Source organism: Kribbella sp. NBC_00482, from assembly GCF_036013725.1.
Lineage (GTDB): Bacteria > Actinomycetota > Actinomycetes > Propionibacteriales > Kribbellaceae > Kribbella.
Map to the genome: position 1 here is coordinate 4129927 of NZ_CP107881.1, position 17096 is coordinate 4147022.

Sequence of the window (17096 nt, forward strand, 5' to 3'; positions counted from 1 at the left end):
GCTGAGTTGTGGCTGGACTGGATTTTGACGCGGAGCTGAAACAGCTCGACGCGACGATGACCTCGATCGAGAAAGTGCTCGATCTTCCTGCGTTGCGCAAGGAGATCGACGAGCTCGGCGAGCAGGTCGCTGCGCCCGATCTCTGGGACGACCAGGCCAACGCGCAGAAGGTGACGTCACGGCTGTCCAGCCTGCAGTCCGATGTCGAGCGGGTGACCAACCTGCGCGGCCGGCTCGACGATGTCGGCGCGCTGGTCGAGCTGGGCCGCGAGGAGAACGACGCGGACAGCCTGGCCGAGGCCGAGAAGGACCTGGGCTCGGTCGCCAAGGCGATCCAGTCCCTCGAGGTCCGCACGCTGCTGTCCGGTGAGTACGACGAGCGCGAGGCGCTGGTGACGATCCGCTCCGGCGCGGGCGGTGTGGACGCGGCGGACTTCGCCGAGATGCTGCAGCGGATGTATCTGCGGTACGCCGAGCGGCACGGGTACCCAACCGAGGTCTACGACACGTCGTACGCCGAAGAGGCCGGGCTCAAGTCGACCACGTTCGGGGTCAAGGCGCCGTACGCGTACGGCACGCTGAGTGTCGAGACCGGGACGCACCGGCTGGTGCGGATCTCGCCGTTCGACAACCAGGGTCGCCGCCAGACCTCGTTCGCCGCGGTCGAGGTGGTCCCGGTGCTCGAGCAGACCGACGAGATCGACGTACCGGAAGAAGAGCTGCGGATCGACGTGTACCGCTCGTCCGGTCCGGGTGGTCAGAGCGTCAACACGACCGACTCCGCGGTCCGGATCACGCACATCCCGACCGGCACCGTGGTCTCCTGCCAGAACGAGAAGTCGCAGCTGCAGAACAAGGCCAGCGCGATGGTCATCCTGAAGGCCAAGCTGCTCGCGCTGAAGAAGGCCGAGGAGCGGGCCGAGATCGACGCGCTGCGCGGGGACGTGCAGGGTTCGTGGGGCGACCAGATGCGCTCGTACGTCCTGCACCCGTACCAGATGGTGAAGGACCTGCGGACGCAGTTCGAGTCGGGTAACACCTCCGGTGTGTTCGACGGCGAGATCGACGAGTTCATCGAGGCCGGCATCCGCTGGCGCCGCACCGGCCAGACGGTTGCCGAGCAGAACTGATCTGCGGGCCGACTGCAGCAGCTGCTTCGGCCTCTGCTGCATCGCGCTGACGTTCAGCAGGTCGGCGGACTTCGCCATCGACAAGTCCGCCGGTGAGGCCTGCCCGAACCTGAGCGACGACTTCCGCTGCACGATCCACAGCACCTTGCGGGCCAAGGGTTTCCCGGGCTGCACGGTCTACGACTGCTTCGGCGCCGGCCAGGCGATCTCGCAGCGGATGGGGAAGCCCGGACCGGAGATGTTCGCCGCGCTCCCGATCCTCCGCCAGTTGCATGAGCTGCTCTGGTATCTCACCGAAGCCCTGGAATACAACAAGAATCTCCAGCCGGCGATCGACCGCGTGGAGGCAGTGAGCCATACGGCGGACCTCACGACCGTCGACGTGGCGGCTGAGCGGGCCGTCGTCAACGAGGTGCTGCTCGAGACCAGCCGGATCGTCCGCGGCAAGCAGAGCAAGAAGAAGGAGCGCCGCGGCGCGGACCTCATCGGAGCCCGCCTCCGCGGCGCCGACCTCGCGAAAGCCAACCTCCGCGGCGCCTACCTGATCGGCGCCGACCTACGCGCCGCCGATCTCCGCCAAGCCGACCTGATCGGCGCCGACCTCCGCGACGCCGACCTGAGCGGCGCTGACCTGACGGGCGCCCTGTTCCTCACCCAGTCTCAGATCAACGCCGCCCGAGGCGACCAGGCCACGAGACTTCCGAAGGCAGTTACGCGCCCTTCCCACTGGTCCGCAGCTGGTGCGTGACCGGCGTCATCAGCAGCGAGATCGCGGTGATTGCCAGGGCTACTGCGGCTAGTGCGCCGCCCTGGTCCCAGGAGGTGCCGGCCAGGGACAGGTAGGCCGTGCCGACTGTTGCGGCCCCTAGTGCCAGGCAGGTCTGCTGGCTGGTGAGGAGGATGCCGCTGCCGAGGCCTGCTTGGGCCGGCGGGACCTGACTGAGGACTACGCCCATCAGCGGGACCATGACCAGGCCGGATCCGAAGCCGGCGACCAGCATGGGTACGGCGAGCTTCAACGGGCTGACGTGCGGCCACAGGGTGAGGGCGACGACCGCGAGCACGGCGTACCCGACGCCCTGGATGATCCAGCCGCGGACGATCAGGCCTGCGCCGTACTTCACCTGTAGCCGCGGGCCGTAGATCGAGGTGATCAGGAAGCCGACAGCCATCGGCAGCAGGCTCAGGCCGCCTTCCAGCGGAGACATGCGCGCTTCACCCTGGGTGGCGAGCGCGAAGACGAACATGAAGCCGCCGAACGTGGTGAAGAAGGCCACTGCCAGCAGGAGGCCGATTCGCATCGCCTTCAGCCGCAGCACGGTGGGTGGAATCAGTGGAGACGCGTCGGACCGCTCAGCCCGGTGCTGGTGTACGCCGAGCAGCACCGCAGCCGGAATAGTTGCTGCGAGGCAGAGCCAGGTCCAGAGCGGCCAGCCGAGCGGGCGGCCTTCGGTGAGTGGCAGGAGCAGCAGGACCAGCGTGAGCGCGAGCAGTGCGGCCCCTACGAAGTCGACGCGCTGTGCCTTGTCTGCCTTGGTTTCCGGGATCAGCCGGATCGCCGCAGCCACGCCGACGATGCCGACCGGCACGTTGACGAGGAACACCGCCCGCCAGCCGAGGTCGAACACGTTTGCCTCGACGAGTACGCCACCGAGGATCTGACCGAACGCAGCAGCGGCACCGCCCGCGACGCCGTACATGGCCATCGCACGGGCGCGGTGCTGGCCGGTCAGCAGGCTGGTGATCGTTGCCAGCACCTGTGGGGTGACAGCGGCACCTGCAGCGCCCTGCACGACCCGTGCGACGAGCAGTACGCCGATGCTCGGGGCGATGGCGCAGATGAGCGACATCACGGTGAAGCCGATCAGGCCGATCAGGAAGAGGCGCTTGCGGCCGAACGTGTCACCGAGGCGACCACCGACCACGAGCAAGGTCGCCACGGCAATGCCGTAGCTGCCGACGACGAGCTGGAGCTCGCCGGAGGTTGCCCGCAGGTCGGAGCCGATGGCGGGCAGGGCGACGTTGATGACGAAGAAGGAGAGCATCGGCAGGAAGGCGCCGAAGATGAGAGTCGTGAGTGCCACCGGCTTCAGCGGCACCGCAGCGGCCGGCGGCCGAGCGGTGACCGGAGTGGTGGCAGCCTGGAGCTGGTCTGTCATGGGTCCAGCCTGCGCGCGATCGGAGCCTGGTGGTGAGAGCCTGCTTATCCTATTACTCGCAGCACCTGGCACCAGGTTGCGCCAGTGTCCATGATGGAACCATGACCACTGTCCCAGTAGCCACCGACAGAACCGTCACGGCGCAGCGGCGGGAGCTCGGGGTGTTCCTGCGCAGCCGACGGGAGCGCATCCGGCCCGACGAGGTCGGTTTCGCCCCGGGCGGCCGCCGCCGTACGCCGGGACTGCGGCGCGAGGAGGTCGCGCTGCTCGCAGGAGTCGGCGTCACCTGGTACACGTGGCTCGAGCAAGGCCGCGACATCAACGTGTCCGCCCAGGTCCTGGACGCGATCGCGACGGCGCTGCGGTTCGACCGGCAGGAGCGCAACCACCTGTACCGGCTGGCCGGGCTCCGGCTCGGCCCGTCGCCGGGCGCGTGTACGGCGCTGCCCCCGTCGGTCCAGAAGACGCTCGACGCGGTCTCGCCGTACCCGGCGCTCGTGCTGAACACGCGGTACGACATCCTCGCGTTCAACGACGCGTACTGCAAAGTGGTCCTCGACCTCAACGAAGTGCCGGTCGAGGAGCGGAACCTGCTCTGGCTGAACTTCGTCTCCGACGGCTGGATGTGCAGCTTCGTCGATGCGGAGATGACCAAGCACCACATGGTCGCGGCGTTCCGCGCAGCGTCCGCGGAGCACGTCGGCGAAGCGCTCTGGCAGGACCTGATCCAAGGCCTGCTCAACAGCTCGCCGTACTTCACGGAGCTCTGGGAGCGGTACGACGTGGCGGCGCCGAGCACGCGGACGAAGATGCTGGAGATCGACGGGTACGGCATCCTCCGGATCGAGCCGGTCAACCTGTGGCTGTCGCAACTCGGGCCGACCCGGGCGACCGTGTACACCGCACTCGACGACGAGACCGAGGGCAAACTCCGGCAGATCGTCGACGCGCCGGACCGGAACGCTGCCTGTCGGCCCGGCTGACGGGGCGGGCCAGCCGGGCCCTGGCCCCGGCCGCCGGGCAGGGCGGCCGGGGGGCTTGTCAGGTGACCGGGATACCTGGGTTGGTCAGTGCCTTCCCGCCGGTGATCGTGTTGCTGCGGTCGATCGTCACCTTGCAGCTGGAGGCGTTGTAGTTGGTGATGTTGAACGCGTACCGCCCGCTCCCGGTCGCGCCGGTCAGGTCGGACTTGTTGCCGCGGAACACCGTCCCGCATCCCCAGCCGGACTGCTGGGTGTGCGTCTCGTACCCGTTGTTCGTCGTGTTCTTGCCGGTGTTGTTCTCGATGACATAGTTGTTGCCCTTGACATCGATCCAGCTGTCGTCGTAGTTCGCGCCGGTCAACCCGCGGCCGTCGAAGCTGTTACCGGACACGAGCCCGCCGGTCGTGCCCTCCTTGAGGTCGACCGCCTCGCCGCCGACGTCCGGGCCGATCGTGTTGCCGAGGATCTGCACGTGGTCGGACTTGTCCGAGGTGCCGCCCGCGCTGCCGACGTACACGCCCTCGCCCATCCCGCGGCCGTCGTTGCCGGTGTCGTAGATGCGCGAGTTCTTGATCACGCCGTACGTCGAGCTGTTGCGGAAGTGCACGCCCTCCATGTCCAGCCCGTGCACGGTGACCCCGTCGATCGTGACGCGGGTGGCGCTGTCGATCATGATGCCCTTCTGGCCGCCGGTCACCGTGATGCCCTTGACGTTCCAGTACGACGCGCCGTTGAGATGCAGGCCGTAGCCGCCGCCGGCCTGCAGTACGGCGTTCGACGAGCCGGTCAGTGTGATCGGCGCCGAGGACGTGCCGTCGACCGTGGTCTTGAAGTTGCCGGTGTAGGTGCCATCGGCAAGCTTGATGGTGTCACCGGGCTTGGTGTCGGTCAGCGCTGCCTTGAGCTCGGCGGAGGTGCTGACGTCGGTTGTCACCGTGGAGGCGGTGCGGTTGCGGATGTGGTCGCGGATCCACACGCCGGCCGGTTTGAGCATCGACGTACCGGTGAAGTCGTTGCCGGCGCACGTGCCTTCCTTGAAGACCGCGCCGGAGCGGAAGTCGTCGGAGAAGTTCCAGTTCGTCCAGCCGATCTGCTTGCTTTCCAGGAAGTCCAGGTACTTCTGCGACCAGGTGAAGTCGTTGCCGCCGTCACCGGTGTAGGTCTGGGTGCCGAACTCCGTGACGAACAAGGGGATGCGGTCCGCGGCACGCGACAGGGCGTCGAAGTACTCCTGCTGGTGCGACGCGGCGTAGAAGTGGAACGTGTACATCAGGTTCGTCGCGTTCACCGGGTTGTCGATGACGTCGGCCTCGCTGCCGCCGTCGGAGACGCCGAGCGACGCCCAGCCGTGGGTGCCGACGAAGATCACGCCGTCGGGGTCCTTGGCCCGGATGACCGGCACCATCTGCTCGGCGTACGACTTGATGCCGGCCCAGCTGACGCTGTTCGGCTCGTTGGCGATGTCGTAGATGATGTTCTTCTTGTCCTTGTGCCGTTCGGCGATCTCGGTGAAGAACGTCTTGGCGAGGCCGAGGTTCGCGTTCGGGTCGCCCGGGTCGAGCTGGTGCCAGTCGACCAGGGCGTACATGCCGCGCTCGGTCGCCTCTTCGATGTAGTTGTTCACCAGGTTGGTGAACTTCTCCGGGTCGGTCTCGTAGCCGTCCTCCTGCACGTACATCGAGATGCGCAGGATGTCGGCTTTCCAGTCGTTCGCGAGGGCGTCCAGGGAGGCGGTCTTGACGCAGTCGGCGTACCACTGCAGGCCGTGGGTGCTCATGCCGCGCAGCTGGACGGGCTCGTTGCGCTCGTTGCAGAGCTTGGTGCCGCAGACATGCAGCTGACCGTTGCGGCCGACCGGGGTGTCGTCGGCCTGAGCGGAAACAGGTAAGAGTGCCGAGGCGGCCAGCAACGCGCCGGCCAGAAGAGAGTGGATCATGAACTTCCTCCGAGGGGGCGTCGGGGAGGACGATGATTAGGAAGGTTTCCTAATAGTTCAGGTGAACCTAACGGCAGGTGCGGAACGCTGTCAATTGGTCGCGCAAGGTGATCATTAGCGATCAGGCCGTGTCTCTGTCCGGCCAGGCTGCTTTGAGGGTGGCGAGCGTGACGCTGATCGCCGGGCGGCGCGACGTGGTCGTGCGCCAGACGGCGTACAGGCGGCGGCTCGGCGCAGGTTGCAGCGGTACGACGACCACGCCGTCGGGGACCGGTCCGCGGCCGAGCCGGGGGAGCAGGCCGATACCGAGGCCGCGTGCGAGCATCGCCAGCTGGGTCTGGTACTCCGCGACGGAGTACGCGACCTCCGGCTCGACGCCCGCGCGGCGCATCGTCCGGATCAGCCACTCGTGGCAGATCGACCCGACCGGCTGGCAGATCCACCGCTCGCCGACGAGATCCTCCGCGCGGACGCACTCCTTGCCCGCCAGGCGATGCGTCGCCGGCACCAGGACGTCGGCGGGATCCGAGCCGAGCTTCACCCGCGACAAGCCTTCGGGCAGGCCGAGTGGGGTGTTGTGCCAGTCGTGGACGATCGCGATGTCGATCTCGCCGCGGTTGACCGCGGCCACCGCCTCGAACGGGTCCGTCTCGAGCACCCGGACATCCAGCTGATCGTGCTCGTCGACCAATCGCGCGAGGGCAGGCGGCAACAGACCGCGCGCGGCGGTCGGGAACGCGGCGATGCTGAGCGTCCCGATCGCCTGCCCGCGTTGCTCCTCGAGTGTCAGCTCGGCGTCCTCGACCAGCTCGAGGATCCGCGCCGCCGTCGACGCCAACTGCTGGGCCGCGTCGGTCAGCACGATCCCGCGCCCCTGCCGCTCGACCAGTGTCGTCCGGGTCTCGCGCTCCAGCTTCGCCAGTTGCTGCGACACCGCGGACGGTGTGTAGCCGAGCACCTCGGCCGCGCGATTGACCGATCCGTACTGTGCCACCGCGTGCAGCGCCTTGAGCCGCCCGAGATCGATCATGAAGCACTCCTACATCATTAGCGGTAGCAATCAGTGCTGGTCCTTAAGTGTACTCCGACCAACACTGGACCGTATGAAGCCTCGTGACCTGCTCCTCGCCCTCGCCGTCGTCGTTGTCTGGGGCATCAACTTCGTCGTGATCGAGGTCGGTCTCGAAGGCATGCCGCCGCTCCTGCTCTCCGCGCTGCGGTTCTTCTTCGCCGCCGTCCCCGCGATCTTCCTGCTCGGCAAACCACGCGTCGCCTGGCGGTACGTCGTGGGCGTCGGCCTCGCACTCGGTGTGGCGAAGTTCGGGTTGCTGTTCATCGCGATGGACCACGGCGTACCGGCCGGACTGGCGTCGCTCGTGCTGCAGAGTCAGGTGATCTTCACGGTCCTGTTCGCGATCGCCGTACTGGGGGAGCGCCCGCGGCCCGCGCAGCTCATCGGCATCGTCATCGCGTGCGTCGGGATCCTGCTGATCGTCCTCGACCGCAAGCTGTCTGCACCGCTGGCAGCGCTGTTGCTGGTGATCGTAGCGGCCGGGTTCTGGGGTGTGGCCAACACGATCACCCGGTACGCGAAGCCGCCGGACACGTTGCGCTTCATGGTCTGGGTCAGCGCCGTCGCCGTCGTACCGCTGCTGATCCTCTCGCTCCTCACCGAAGGGCCGAAAGCAGACGTCGGCGCGATCCGCGCGATCGACCTGAGCGGCATCGGCGCGATCGCGTTCCTCGCCTTCGTGGCGACCCTGTTCGGGTTCGGCGTCTGGGGCTACCTGCTCCGGCAGTACGACGCCAGCACGGTCGCACCGTTCTCGCTGCTGGTGCCGGTCGTCGGCATGTCCGCGGCGTGGGTCCTGCGCGGCGAGGCGATCGGCCTGCAGCAGGCGATCGCGGCGGCGCTGGTAATCGGCGGCATGGCCTGCACGGTCATCAAGCGCAGGACTCCGCGGCCGACGGAGTCCCGCGTCCTGGTGGAATCAGGCGCCTGAGCTGACCATCGGGGGCATCTGCCAACCGCGCGCCAGTGACGAGGGGTACGCCGGCGCGCCGCCCGCGAAGTACTCGGTGAACTTCATGATCAGCGGATCCCAGCGCAGCGGGTCGATGTAGCGGTCGTTGCTCATCAGCAGGTCCTCGCGAACCCGGACCCGCTCGACCTTCATCTCCAGCGCGCACAGGTGCGAACCCGGCCCGCCGATCTCGGTGATCGCCTCGATCCGGCCTTCGAGGTTGATCGGGCTCTCCTGGACGGAATCCGGGCCGGACAGCTCACTCGGCTCGCGGGTCAGGCCGCCGGCGGCGAACTTGTCCGGCACGTACCGGTACCCGCGTGCCCGCTTCGACTCGGACATCTCCTCCGACCCGGTCAGCAACGCGATCCGGTCGAGCGCGGCGACCATGTCGAGGTCGACCAGGTTCAGCACGATCTCCGGCCGTTCGACCAGATTCTTCACGGTCTGGGCGCTCGTCCCCATCCGAGCATCGCGGTGTATCCGAGCCACCAGGCGGACGACATCGGTGCGAGGTTCGTGGTGCCGTCGGGGTTGAGGGAGCTGATCAGGACCACCGGCGTACCGAAGTACAGGACCTTGGGCTCGACTGTGCGCTTCATGCGAATGAAACGGTGATGCGACAGGATGTGTGAGTGGACGCATCTCAAGTCGGTCGCTTGACCGCCCGATGGATCGCCGAACTGCCCGGCGAGGACAGCACGGTGATCTCCGGTCTCGGCGTACAGCCGCTGCTCGCGATGCTGGCCGAGGTCGCCGACGAGCCTGCTCACACCGAGCTGGCCGAGGCCGCGGGCGGACGGTACGGCGGCCTGCTGCAGGCTCCCGAACTGCGGATGGCGTTGGGACTGTGGACGCGACCGGAGATCGACCTGCAGCCGGGCGTGGACCGATTCCTGCCGCCGGAGGTGCGTGGGACGCTGACCGATCGCGCCGCGCTCGACGCGTGGGTGGTCGAGCAGACGGACGGGTTGCTGGAACGGATGCCTGTTCAGCTCACGCCTGAGGTGTTGCTGGTGCTCGCGTCGGCGTTGGTGCTGAAGACGGACTGGACGCTGCCATTCGAGGAGTACCCGCGGAACGATCGGCGGTGGTTGAGCCGAGCGGATACCGACCTCGACAGCTTGCAGGTGCACGACAGCGCGGCGGGTCCGTTGACCGTGGTGACGGTGCAGGGAGCCGGCGAGTTCGACGTACGGCTCGTGGTCGGTGATGGTGGGCGTGCGGCCGTGCTGTCCGCGGCGCTGGAGCTCGACGGGGACGGCGTGAGCGGGTCCGAGGTGCTCGCGGCGGAGCGGTCGGCGCCTGGCGTCGAGATGATCGAGTCCGTGCAGCCGACCGTCGTACTGTCGATGCCGTACTTCGAGATCGAGGCGGAGCACGACCTGCTGCAGCATCCGGAGGTGTTCGGGCTGGTGTCCGCGTCGGACGCGAGCAGCGGGCACTTCCCGGGGTTGAGCCCGCAGCCGTTGGCGCTCGGCCAGGCACGACAGGCCGTGATGGCGCGGTTCTCGGCGACCGGGTTCGAGGCGGCCGCGGTCACCGCGATGGCCATGGCCGCGGGCGCTGCGCTGGGCGCGAAGGCGCTCTACGTGAACCTCGAGCGGCCGTTCGGCTTCATCGCCGTCCACCGACCGACGGCAGTGCCGGTCGTTGCAGGCTGGGTGAACTACTCGTAGGGGTTGACCGGCGCGGTCACCGGCTTGACGGTCTCGACTGTGAGCGCGGCGACGTCGCCGTCGACGCGCTTCGTTGGCTCGGCCCACTTGCCGGTCACGGTGATCCATTGGTTCTTCGCCGGTGCGGCCTGACCGCGGGCCTCGACCATGAACGCCGTACCGTCCGCGACGCAGCAGGTCAGGCCGATGCGGGTCACGTACCAGACGCCGTTCTTCGCCGGCGTGACGAAACCGGTCAGCTGGAACGACCGGCCCTTCATCGTCTCCTTCTCCCACACCGCCCAGACTGAGTAGTCCCGGACCGTCATGGGCTTGGGGCCGTGCGACTCGTCACCCCAGTACGCGTTCCCCTGGGGCTCGACCGGTTTCATCGGCTTCGCGGCGACCGGTGACTGCCGTTGCGCGGCATCCGCACCGAGCGCGGGCGGGTCCACGACGAGCAGCGCGAAGACCGGGACCAGCAGCAGCCAGGCAGCGCGCGGCAGAGCGTGGTCATGGGTCTGGCGGGACCGCACGACCACGTCGGTCACCGCGAGCGCGATCAGCACGACGCCGGCCGCCAGCAGCATCCACCGCATCCCGGGCTTCACGTACCGCAAGTACGTCCCGGACGTCGCGAGCTGCACCATCGCAGCCCCGACGAACACGATCACCAACCCGGCAACGTTGCGCTTCACAGCAACCACCACCCCACGAGGAGACTGGCCAGGATCGCGACCACGAAGGTGGCCGGTGCGAACCGTACGGCGAATTTCGGGCCGAACGTCCCGGTCTGGAGGGCGATCAGCTTCACGTCGACGATCGGGCCGACCACCATGAACGCGAGTCGCGCGGTGAGCGAGAACTGCGTGAGGCTCGCCGCCACGAACGCGTCCGCCTCGGAACAGATCGCCAGCAGTACGGCGAGCAGCCCGAGGATCAGCACCGACAGCAGGAGATTCCCCGCGACGTGGTCGAGCCAGGCCCGCGGGACGACGACGTTCAACGTGGCCGCTGCCGCCGCACCGACGACCAGGAAGCCGCCGGCGTGCAGGAAGTCGTGGAGCATCGCGGACCGGAACACGTCGAACTTGCTGTCGTCGTGCGCGTGCCGGTTCTTCGGCATCTTCAGCCACGAACTGCCCTTGCCGGTCAGCAACCACAACCAGCCGAGGATCATCGACACCGCGAGCGAGGTCACCGCGCGGGCGACCACGACCTTCGGCTGCCCCGGGAACGCCACCGCGGTCGACGCCAGCACGACCGGGTTGATGGCCGGCGCGGACAGCAGGAACGCGATCGCCGCGGCCGGGGTGACGCCGCGGTTCATCAAGGCCGCCGACACCGGGACCGACGCGCACTCGCAGCCCGGGAGCACGACCCCGGACGCGCTGGCCACCGGTACGGCGAGGGCGGGATGCTTCGGGAGCGCCTTCGCGAAGAACGAGGCCGGGACGAAGGCGGTGAGGGCGGCCGAGAGCAGTACGCCGAGGACCAGGAACGGCAGCGCCTGCACGGTCACGCCGACGAACATCGTCGCCCAGGTCCGGACCCCGTCGTCGGTGAACCACGCGTTGAACAACCGCCGCCCGAACAGCGCGAGTCCCACCAGCAGTACGAGCGTCGCGGTGAACGCGATCGAGGACCCGGACGGCTCTTTCTCCGTCGAATCGGGCTTTTCCTCGACCTCGGTTGGCGTACTCACGGTGCGCATACTGACACAACAGAGTGCGCCCGGACGACCACCCACAGCACCCCTGAAATGAAAATCAGCGTCATTCCGGCAAATACTCGCGTGTGGCACTGTGGGGGTATGGATGCCGACGTGGTGCGCGCAGTCAACGACCTCACCACCCGCTGGGCCCGGACGCTGCCGGCGGAGAACACCGTGGTGGCCGGCCTCGGTCTCTGGCCGCTGCTGGCGATCCTCGCGACCGGTGCGGACGAGCCCGGACGCGCCGAACTCGCCGCGGCCGCCGGAGTCGACCCGGCGACCGGATCGACCGACGCGATCCGGCTGATCGAGGCGATCGAAGCCTCCGCCGATCTGAACGCCGCGCTCGGTGTGTGGGTCAGTGAGCAGCTCAAGCTCGCCGAATCGTTCGACAGTGTGATGCCCGCGCCGCTCGTCGGACTGCTGACCGGCAACCCGACCGTGGACAAGGCGAAACTCGACGCCTGGGCCGCCGAACACACCGACGACCTGATCCGCGAGATGCCGGTCAACCTCGACGGCGACATGATGCTGGTCCTCGCCTCGGCGCTCCTGCTGCGCACCACCTGGGTCCGCCCGTTCACCGAGCAGGTCCGTCGGGTCCCCGCCGGCCCGTGGGCCGGTTCGTGGCATTGGCTCGAACGCACGGACTTCGACCTGGATTCAGTACGGCGGTACGACGGCCTGACCGTGGTCACGGTGCGCGGCGACGCGGATGTCGACGTACTGCTGGGAATCGGCGACGACCTCCCCGCATTGCTCGCTGCGGCGGCTCGCCCGAACGACGGCGTACCGGGGAGTCAGCTGATCGCCGAGGACGAGCCCGGGCCGGGGTTGCGGATCGGACGGAACACTGCGTCGCGGCCGGATGTGAAGGTGTCGCTGCCGTCGTTCAGCATCGAGGTCGAGCACGATCTGCTCGCGTCTCGTGAGCTGTTCGGGTTGACCGCGGTGACGTCGGATCCGGGGGCGCACGGGCACTTCAGCGCGCTCAGTCCGACTCCGCTCCAGGTCGGGCAGGCGAAGCAGAAGGTGCTCGCGCGGTTCTTCGCGACCGGGTTCGAGGCCGCGGCGGTGACAGCGGTCGCGATGACGCGGGCCGCGATGATCACCCGGCAGGAGCGTCGCCTGGAGCTCACGCTGGACAGGCCGTTCGCGTTCACCGCCGTACTGCGGGACTCGCGGCTGCCGATCGTGGCGGGCCGGGTCGAGAGGCCTACTGAACCGGGAGCGTGAACAGCCGGTTGAGCAGTGCGGACGCCTCGTCGACGCCCGCGCGGTCGCCGGTCAGCAGCAGGTCGAACAGCAGGCCGCGCGAGGCAGCCAGACCGAGGCGCGCGTACGCCGGGGCCTCCGTCGGCGGGAGGCCGGCGCGTACGCAGAGCTCGATCAGCGGCGGCAGCCACACATTGATCAGGTCGGCCTTGAGGGACTCGGTGTGCGGCAGGTCCTGCATCGCGTGCGCGCTGAGCTCGAAGAACAGCGGACCGTAGATGAGCGCGGCCTCGGTGACGCGGCGCCAGAACTCCTCGGCCTGCTCCGCGATCGGTCGCTGCGACTCGCTCAAGTCTGCGAGGAGATCGCGTTGCTGCTGCTCGACCGTGCGGACCACCTCGGCGAGCAGGCCCTCGCGGGAGCCGAAGTGGTAGATCAGCATCCGGTGACTGGTGCCGATCGAGGTCGCGATACTGCGCAGGCTCGCGTCCCCGATCCCGTTCTTCGCGAAATGCTCGACCGCGTCACCCAGCAGGCTTGCTCGACTCACTGACTTCCTTCAGCTTGGCGGTCTCGGTGGCGATGTAGTCCCGGGTGAGCTTGGCGTACAGCTTGCCGAAGAGCCAGCCGAGCGGGCCCTCCTGGACGATGGTCGCGGTCGCGACCGTGCCGTCCGGCGTGCTGATCACGCGGTGGCCGCCGGTGGTCTTGATGCCGGGAGCCTTCGAGACCCACTCGAAGTACTCGCCTTCTTTGAGCTCGGTCACCTCCCAGACGGCGACCGGGAGCTTGGGCTGGCGGATCCGGGTGCGGGCGCCGACGTGGATCCGGCCCGCGTCCAGCCGCTCGACGGAGTCGACGGTCGGGGTCCAGTCGGGCCACCGCTCGACGTCGCTGAAAACCTCCCAGACCCGGTCGGCGGGGGCCTGGATCGTGCTGGAATGATCGAAGCGCATGTACCAAATGGTACATCAGGTCTGTGTGAGGCTTCGGCGGGCGGTCTGCAGGCCGGCCACCGGCGGCAGGTAGGGTCTTGGGCCATGGCTGACCAGAACGTCCCGCAGAACATGCAGAACATGGAGAACGAGCAGGACCCGGGCGCGAACACGCAGATGTTCCGCGCCTTCGTCAACGAGGGCCAGACCGAGGCCACCAGCGAACCGAAGGTCAACGGCCGGCTCCTCGCGATCGTCGGCGGCGCGGTGCTGCTGATCGCGATCGTCGCCGCGATCGTCGTTCTCTGAGTTGACCGACCTCCGGGTCGAGGTCGTCAGGGTCTTCACCGACCCGGACGGCCGGTTCGGCAACCCACTGGGCATCGTCGACGGCCGCCTCGTCGGTGAGAGCGACCGGCAGCGCGTGGCCGCCGAACTCGGCTACAGCGAGACCGTGTACGTCGACGACGCTGCGACCGGCACGCTCCGTATCTACACCGCCACCCGCGAGATGGCCTTCGCCGGTCACCCCACCGTCGGCGCCGCCGCCTGGCTCCACACCCACGGCCACCCCGTCGACACCCTGCACGTCCCCGCCGGCCCGATCCCCGTCACCCGCTCCGGCGACCTCTTCGCCGTCCGAGCCGACACGACGTGGGGCAGCCCCTGGGACTGGCGCCAACTGTCCTCACCCGAAGAGGTCCTGGCCGCCGACCCCGCGACGTACAAGGCCGGCCACACCTTCCTCTGGTCCTGGCAGGACGAACCCGCCGGCATCATCCGAGCCCGAGCCTTCGCCCCCGCCATGAGCGTCGAGGAAGACGAAGCCACCGGCTCCGCCGTAACCCAACTAACCGCCCAACTAACCCGAGACCTCCTGGTCATCCAAGGCAAAGGCTCCCACCTCCGAACCACCTACCACCCACCAACCCACGCCACCGTAGGCGGCCACGTCCTCCCCGCCGAGCCGCGCACGTTCACGTTCTGACCGCGATCTTCGGCATCCGTTGACGGTTGGTGGGGAAGGGATAGAGCATGGGACCTCTACTTGGGGAGGTCTTGTGGCGGAGGTTGTCAGGGCTGCGCTTGTTCAGACGTCTTGGACGGGTGACAAGGAGTCCATGATCAAGGCGCACGAGGACTACGCGCGGCAGGCTGCCGCTGCGGGTGCGAAGGTGATCTGTTTCCAGGAGTTGTTCTACGGGCCGTACTTCTGCCAGAAGCAGGACGCCGAGTACTACGAGTACGCCGAATCCGTGCCGGGCCCCACCACCGAGCGGTTCGCCGCGCTGGCGCGGGAGCTCGGGATGGTGATGGTGCTGCCGATGTACGAGCAGGAGCAGCCGGGCGTGCTGTACAACACCGCCGCGGTCGTCGATGCCGACGGCACCTATCTGGGCAAGTACCGGAAGAACCACATCCCGCAGGTGAAGGGCTTCTGGGAGAAGTTCTACTTCCGGCCGGGCAACCTCGGGTACCCGATCTTCGACACCGCGGTCGGCCGGATCGGCGTCTACATCTGCTACGACCGGCACTTCCCCGAGGGCTGGCGGGCGCTCGGCCTGGCCGGCGCGAAGATCGTCTTCAACCCGTCGGCGACCAGCCGCGGACTCTCGGCATACCTGTGGCAGCTCGAACAGCCGGCCTCCGCGGTCGCCAACGAGTACTTCATCGGCGCCATCAACCGGGTCGGGATCGAGTCCGAGTTCGGCGACAACGACTTCTACGGTACGTCGTACTTCGTCGACCCGGAGGGGAAGTTCGTCGGCGACGTCGGGCACGACCACGACCCGGAACTGATCGTCCGCGACCTGGACCTCGGCCTGCTGGACACCGTCCGGGACCGCTGGCAGTTCTACCGCGACCGCCGGCCCGACGCGTACGGAGACCTGACGAAACCGTAAATGCCGACCGCTCAAAGGGGAGTGGCGTAGATGTCTTTGCTCGTCAAGGGTGGAACCGTCGTCGGACCGACCGGGACCCGGGTCGCGGACGTGCTGATCGAGGGCGAGAAGATCGTCGCGGTTCTCGATCCCTCGTTCACGCCGGCGATCACGGTCGACGAGGTGATCGATGCCTCCGGCAAGTACGTGATCCCGGGCGGGATCGACGCGCACACCCACATGCAGCTGCCGTTCGGCGGTACCGCGGCCAGCGACACGTTCGACACCGGTACGCGTGCCGCGGCGTACGGCGGGACCACGACGATCATCGACTTCGCCGTGCAACGCACCGGCGAGGTCGTGCAGGACGGGCTCGCCGCGTGGCACGCGAAGGCCGAGGGCGAGTGCCACGTCGACTACGCGTTCCACATGATCCTCGGCGGGGTCGACGCCGACGCGCTGAAGGCGATGGACCAGCTGGTCGCCGACGAGGGCATCACGAGTTTCAAGCTGTTCATGGCCTACCCGGGCGTCTTCTACTCCGACGACGGGCAGATCCTCCGCGCGATGCAGACCGCGCGCGAGAACGGCGCGATGATCATGATGCACGCGGAGAACGGCATCGCGATCGACGTCCTCGTCCAGCAGGCGATCGCGAAAGGCCAGACCGACCCGATCTACCACGGCATCACCCGCCCGGCCGCGCTCGAGGCGGAGGCGACGAACCGCGCGATCGCGCTCGCCGAGGTCGCGCAGGACTGCCCGCTGTACATCGTCCACTTGTCCGCGAGCCAGGCGCTCGAGAAGGTCGCCGAGGCGCGGCACGAGGGCCGCAACGTCTTCGCCGAGACCTGCCCGCAGTACCTGTACCTGACGCTCGAGGACCAGCTCGGCGCGCCAGGCTTCGAAGGCGCGAAATGGGTCTGCTCGACGCCGCTGCGCAGCAAGCACGAGTCGCACCAGCGGGACCTGTGGAAGGGCCTGCGGAACAACGAGCTGGCGATCGTGTCGACCGACCACTGCCCGTTCTGCATGAAGGACCAGAAGGAACTCGGCCTCGGCGACTTCTCCAAGATCCCGAACGGGATCGGCGGCGTCGAGCACCGCGTCGACCTGGTCTACCAGGGCGTGGTGGACGGGAAGCTGTCGCTGGAGCGCTGGGTGGAGACGATCGCGACCACGCCGGCCCGGATGTTCGGGCTGTATCCGCAGAAGGGGATTGTGCAGCCCGGCTCGGACGCCGACCTGGTGATCTACGACCCGAACGGTACGACGCGGATCGGCGTCGAGACGCACCACATGAACATGGACCACTCGGCGTACGAAGGGGTCGAGATCAAGGGCCGGGTGGGCACCGTCGTGTCCCGCGGCGAGGTGATCGTGGCCGACGGCAACTACCATGGCCGGAAGGGCCGGGGGAAGTTCCTGAAGCGCGGCCTGTCGTCGTATCTCAACTAAG

At 68.0% G+C, this 17096-nt stretch carries 19 protein-coding genes; 10 read left to right on the forward strand and 9 right to left on the reverse strand.

What is annotated here, in order from left to right:
* Window positions 1-8 precede the first annotated feature (8 nt).
* Entirely contained in the window at window positions 9-1130 is a 1122-nt protein-coding gene (gene prfB, locus OHB24_RS20335; protein WP_327640651.1) for a peptide chain release factor 2, read from the forward strand.
* A complete protein-coding gene (locus tag OHB24_RS20340) occupies window positions 1114-1878 on the forward strand; it encodes a pentapeptide repeat-containing protein (RefSeq protein ID WP_327640652.1) in 765 nt (254 codons plus the stop codon). The genes prfB and OHB24_RS20340 overlap by 17 nt, the downstream gene beginning before the upstream one ends.
* Here the strand turns inward: OHB24_RS20340 and OHB24_RS20345 are convergent.
* Complete coding sequence (locus tag OHB24_RS20345; protein ID WP_327640653.1) at window positions 1841-3289, reverse strand: MFS transporter; 1449 nt, start codon at window positions 3287-3289, stop codon at window positions 1841-1843. The genes OHB24_RS20340 and OHB24_RS20345 overlap by 38 nt on opposite strands.
* Before the next feature lie 101 nt (window positions 3290-3390).
* On the opposite strand from OHB24_RS20345, the gene OHB24_RS20350 reads away from it, so the two are divergent.
* The gene (locus OHB24_RS20350) at window positions 3391-4272 is read left to right on the forward strand and encodes a helix-turn-helix transcriptional regulator (protein WP_327640654.1); all 882 of its coding nucleotides are present in this window, start codon (window positions 3391-3393) and stop codon (window positions 4270-4272) included.
* Between the two features lie 58 nt (window positions 4273-4330).
* Here OHB24_RS20350 and OHB24_RS20355 read toward each other — a convergent pair whose 3' ends face one another.
* Together OHB24_RS20355 and OHB24_RS20360 are read right to left on the reverse strand one after the other, a co-directional pair.
* Window positions 4331-6208 carry a cellulase family glycosylhydrolase gene (locus OHB24_RS20355; protein WP_327640655.1) on the reverse strand — a complete coding sequence of 626 codons (1878 nt, stop codon included), beginning with the start codon at window positions 6206-6208 and terminating at the stop codon, window positions 4331-4333.
* 121 nt (window positions 6209-6329) lie between these two features.
* Window positions 6330-7238, reverse strand: coding sequence for a LysR family transcriptional regulator (locus OHB24_RS20360; protein ID WP_327640656.1), 909 nt, complete (start codon window positions 7236-7238; stop codon window positions 6330-6332).
* Between the two features lie 73 nt (window positions 7239-7311).
* Between OHB24_RS20360 and OHB24_RS20365 the strand changes: the two genes are divergently transcribed.
* Window positions 7312-8211 (forward strand): EamA family transporter, encoded by a 900-nt coding sequence (locus OHB24_RS20365; RefSeq protein ID WP_327640657.1) that lies wholly within the window; start codon window positions 7312-7314, stop codon window positions 8209-8211.
* Here the strand turns inward: OHB24_RS20365 and OHB24_RS20370 are convergent.
* Entirely contained in the window at window positions 8200-8697 is a 498-nt protein-coding gene (locus tag OHB24_RS20370) for a flavin reductase family protein (protein WP_327640658.1), read from the reverse strand. The genes OHB24_RS20365 and OHB24_RS20370 overlap by 12 nt on opposite strands.
* Window positions 8673-8834 carry a hypothetical protein gene (locus OHB24_RS20375; RefSeq protein ID WP_327640659.1) on the reverse strand — a complete coding sequence of 54 codons (162 nt, stop codon included), beginning with the start codon at window positions 8832-8834 and terminating at the stop codon, window positions 8673-8675. The genes OHB24_RS20370 and OHB24_RS20375 overlap by 25 nt, the downstream gene beginning before the upstream one ends.
* A 57-nt stretch (window positions 8835-8891) precedes the next feature.
* On the opposite strand from OHB24_RS20375, the gene OHB24_RS20380 reads away from it, so the two are divergent.
* Window positions 8892-9911, forward strand: coding sequence for a serpin family protein (locus tag OHB24_RS20380; RefSeq protein WP_327640660.1), 1020 nt, complete (start codon window positions 8892-8894; stop codon window positions 9909-9911).
* On the opposite strand, the gene OHB24_RS20385 is transcribed toward OHB24_RS20380, so the two are convergent.
* Window positions 9902-10588 (reverse strand): TIGR03943 family putative permease subunit, encoded by a 687-nt coding sequence (locus OHB24_RS20385; RefSeq protein ID WP_327640661.1) that lies wholly within the window; start codon window positions 10586-10588, stop codon window positions 9902-9904. The genes OHB24_RS20380 and OHB24_RS20385 overlap by 10 nt on opposite strands.
* Complete coding sequence (locus OHB24_RS20390) at window positions 10585-11595, reverse strand: permease (protein WP_327640662.1); 1011 nt, start codon at window positions 11593-11595, stop codon at window positions 10585-10587. The genes OHB24_RS20385 and OHB24_RS20390 overlap by 4 nt, the downstream gene beginning before the upstream one ends.
* Before the next feature lie 108 nt (window positions 11596-11703).
* On the opposite strand from OHB24_RS20390, the gene OHB24_RS20395 reads away from it, so the two are divergent.
* The gene (locus OHB24_RS20395; RefSeq protein ID WP_327640663.1) at window positions 11704-12840 is read left to right on the forward strand and encodes a serpin family protein; all 1137 of its coding nucleotides are present in this window, start codon (window positions 11704-11706) and stop codon (window positions 12838-12840) included.
* Here the strand turns inward: OHB24_RS20395 and OHB24_RS20400 are convergent.
* The gene (locus tag OHB24_RS20400; RefSeq protein WP_327640664.1) at window positions 12821-13369 is read right to left on the reverse strand and encodes a TetR/AcrR family transcriptional regulator; all 549 of its coding nucleotides are present in this window, start codon (window positions 13367-13369) and stop codon (window positions 12821-12823) included. The genes OHB24_RS20395 and OHB24_RS20400 overlap by 20 nt on opposite strands.
* Entirely contained in the window at window positions 13344-13775 is a 432-nt protein-coding gene (locus OHB24_RS20405; RefSeq protein ID WP_327640665.1) for an SRPBCC family protein, read from the reverse strand. The genes OHB24_RS20400 and OHB24_RS20405 overlap by 26 nt, the downstream gene beginning before the upstream one ends.
* An 84-nt stretch (window positions 13776-13859) precedes the next feature.
* Between OHB24_RS20405 and OHB24_RS20410 the strand changes: the two genes are divergently transcribed.
* From OHB24_RS20410 to hydA, 4 genes are all read left to right on the forward strand, one after another.
* A complete protein-coding gene (locus OHB24_RS20410; protein ID WP_327640666.1) occupies window positions 13860-14063 on the forward strand; it encodes a hypothetical protein in 204 nt (67 codons plus the stop codon).
* A 1-nt stretch (window position 14064) separates the two neighbouring features.
* Entirely contained in the window at window positions 14065-14742 is a 678-nt protein-coding gene (locus OHB24_RS20415) for a PhzF family phenazine biosynthesis protein (RefSeq protein ID WP_327640667.1), read from the forward strand.
* Between the two features lie 73 nt (window positions 14743-14815).
* Complete coding sequence (locus OHB24_RS20420; RefSeq protein ID WP_327640668.1) at window positions 14816-15658, forward strand: nitrilase-related carbon-nitrogen hydrolase; 843 nt, start codon at window positions 14816-14818, stop codon at window positions 15656-15658.
* Window positions 15659-15688: 30 nt separating this feature from the next.
* Window positions 15689-17095 (forward strand): dihydropyrimidinase, encoded by a 1407-nt coding sequence (hydA, locus tag OHB24_RS20425; protein ID WP_327640669.1) that lies wholly within the window; start codon window positions 15689-15691, stop codon window positions 17093-17095.
* Window position 17096: the final 1 nt, after the last annotated feature.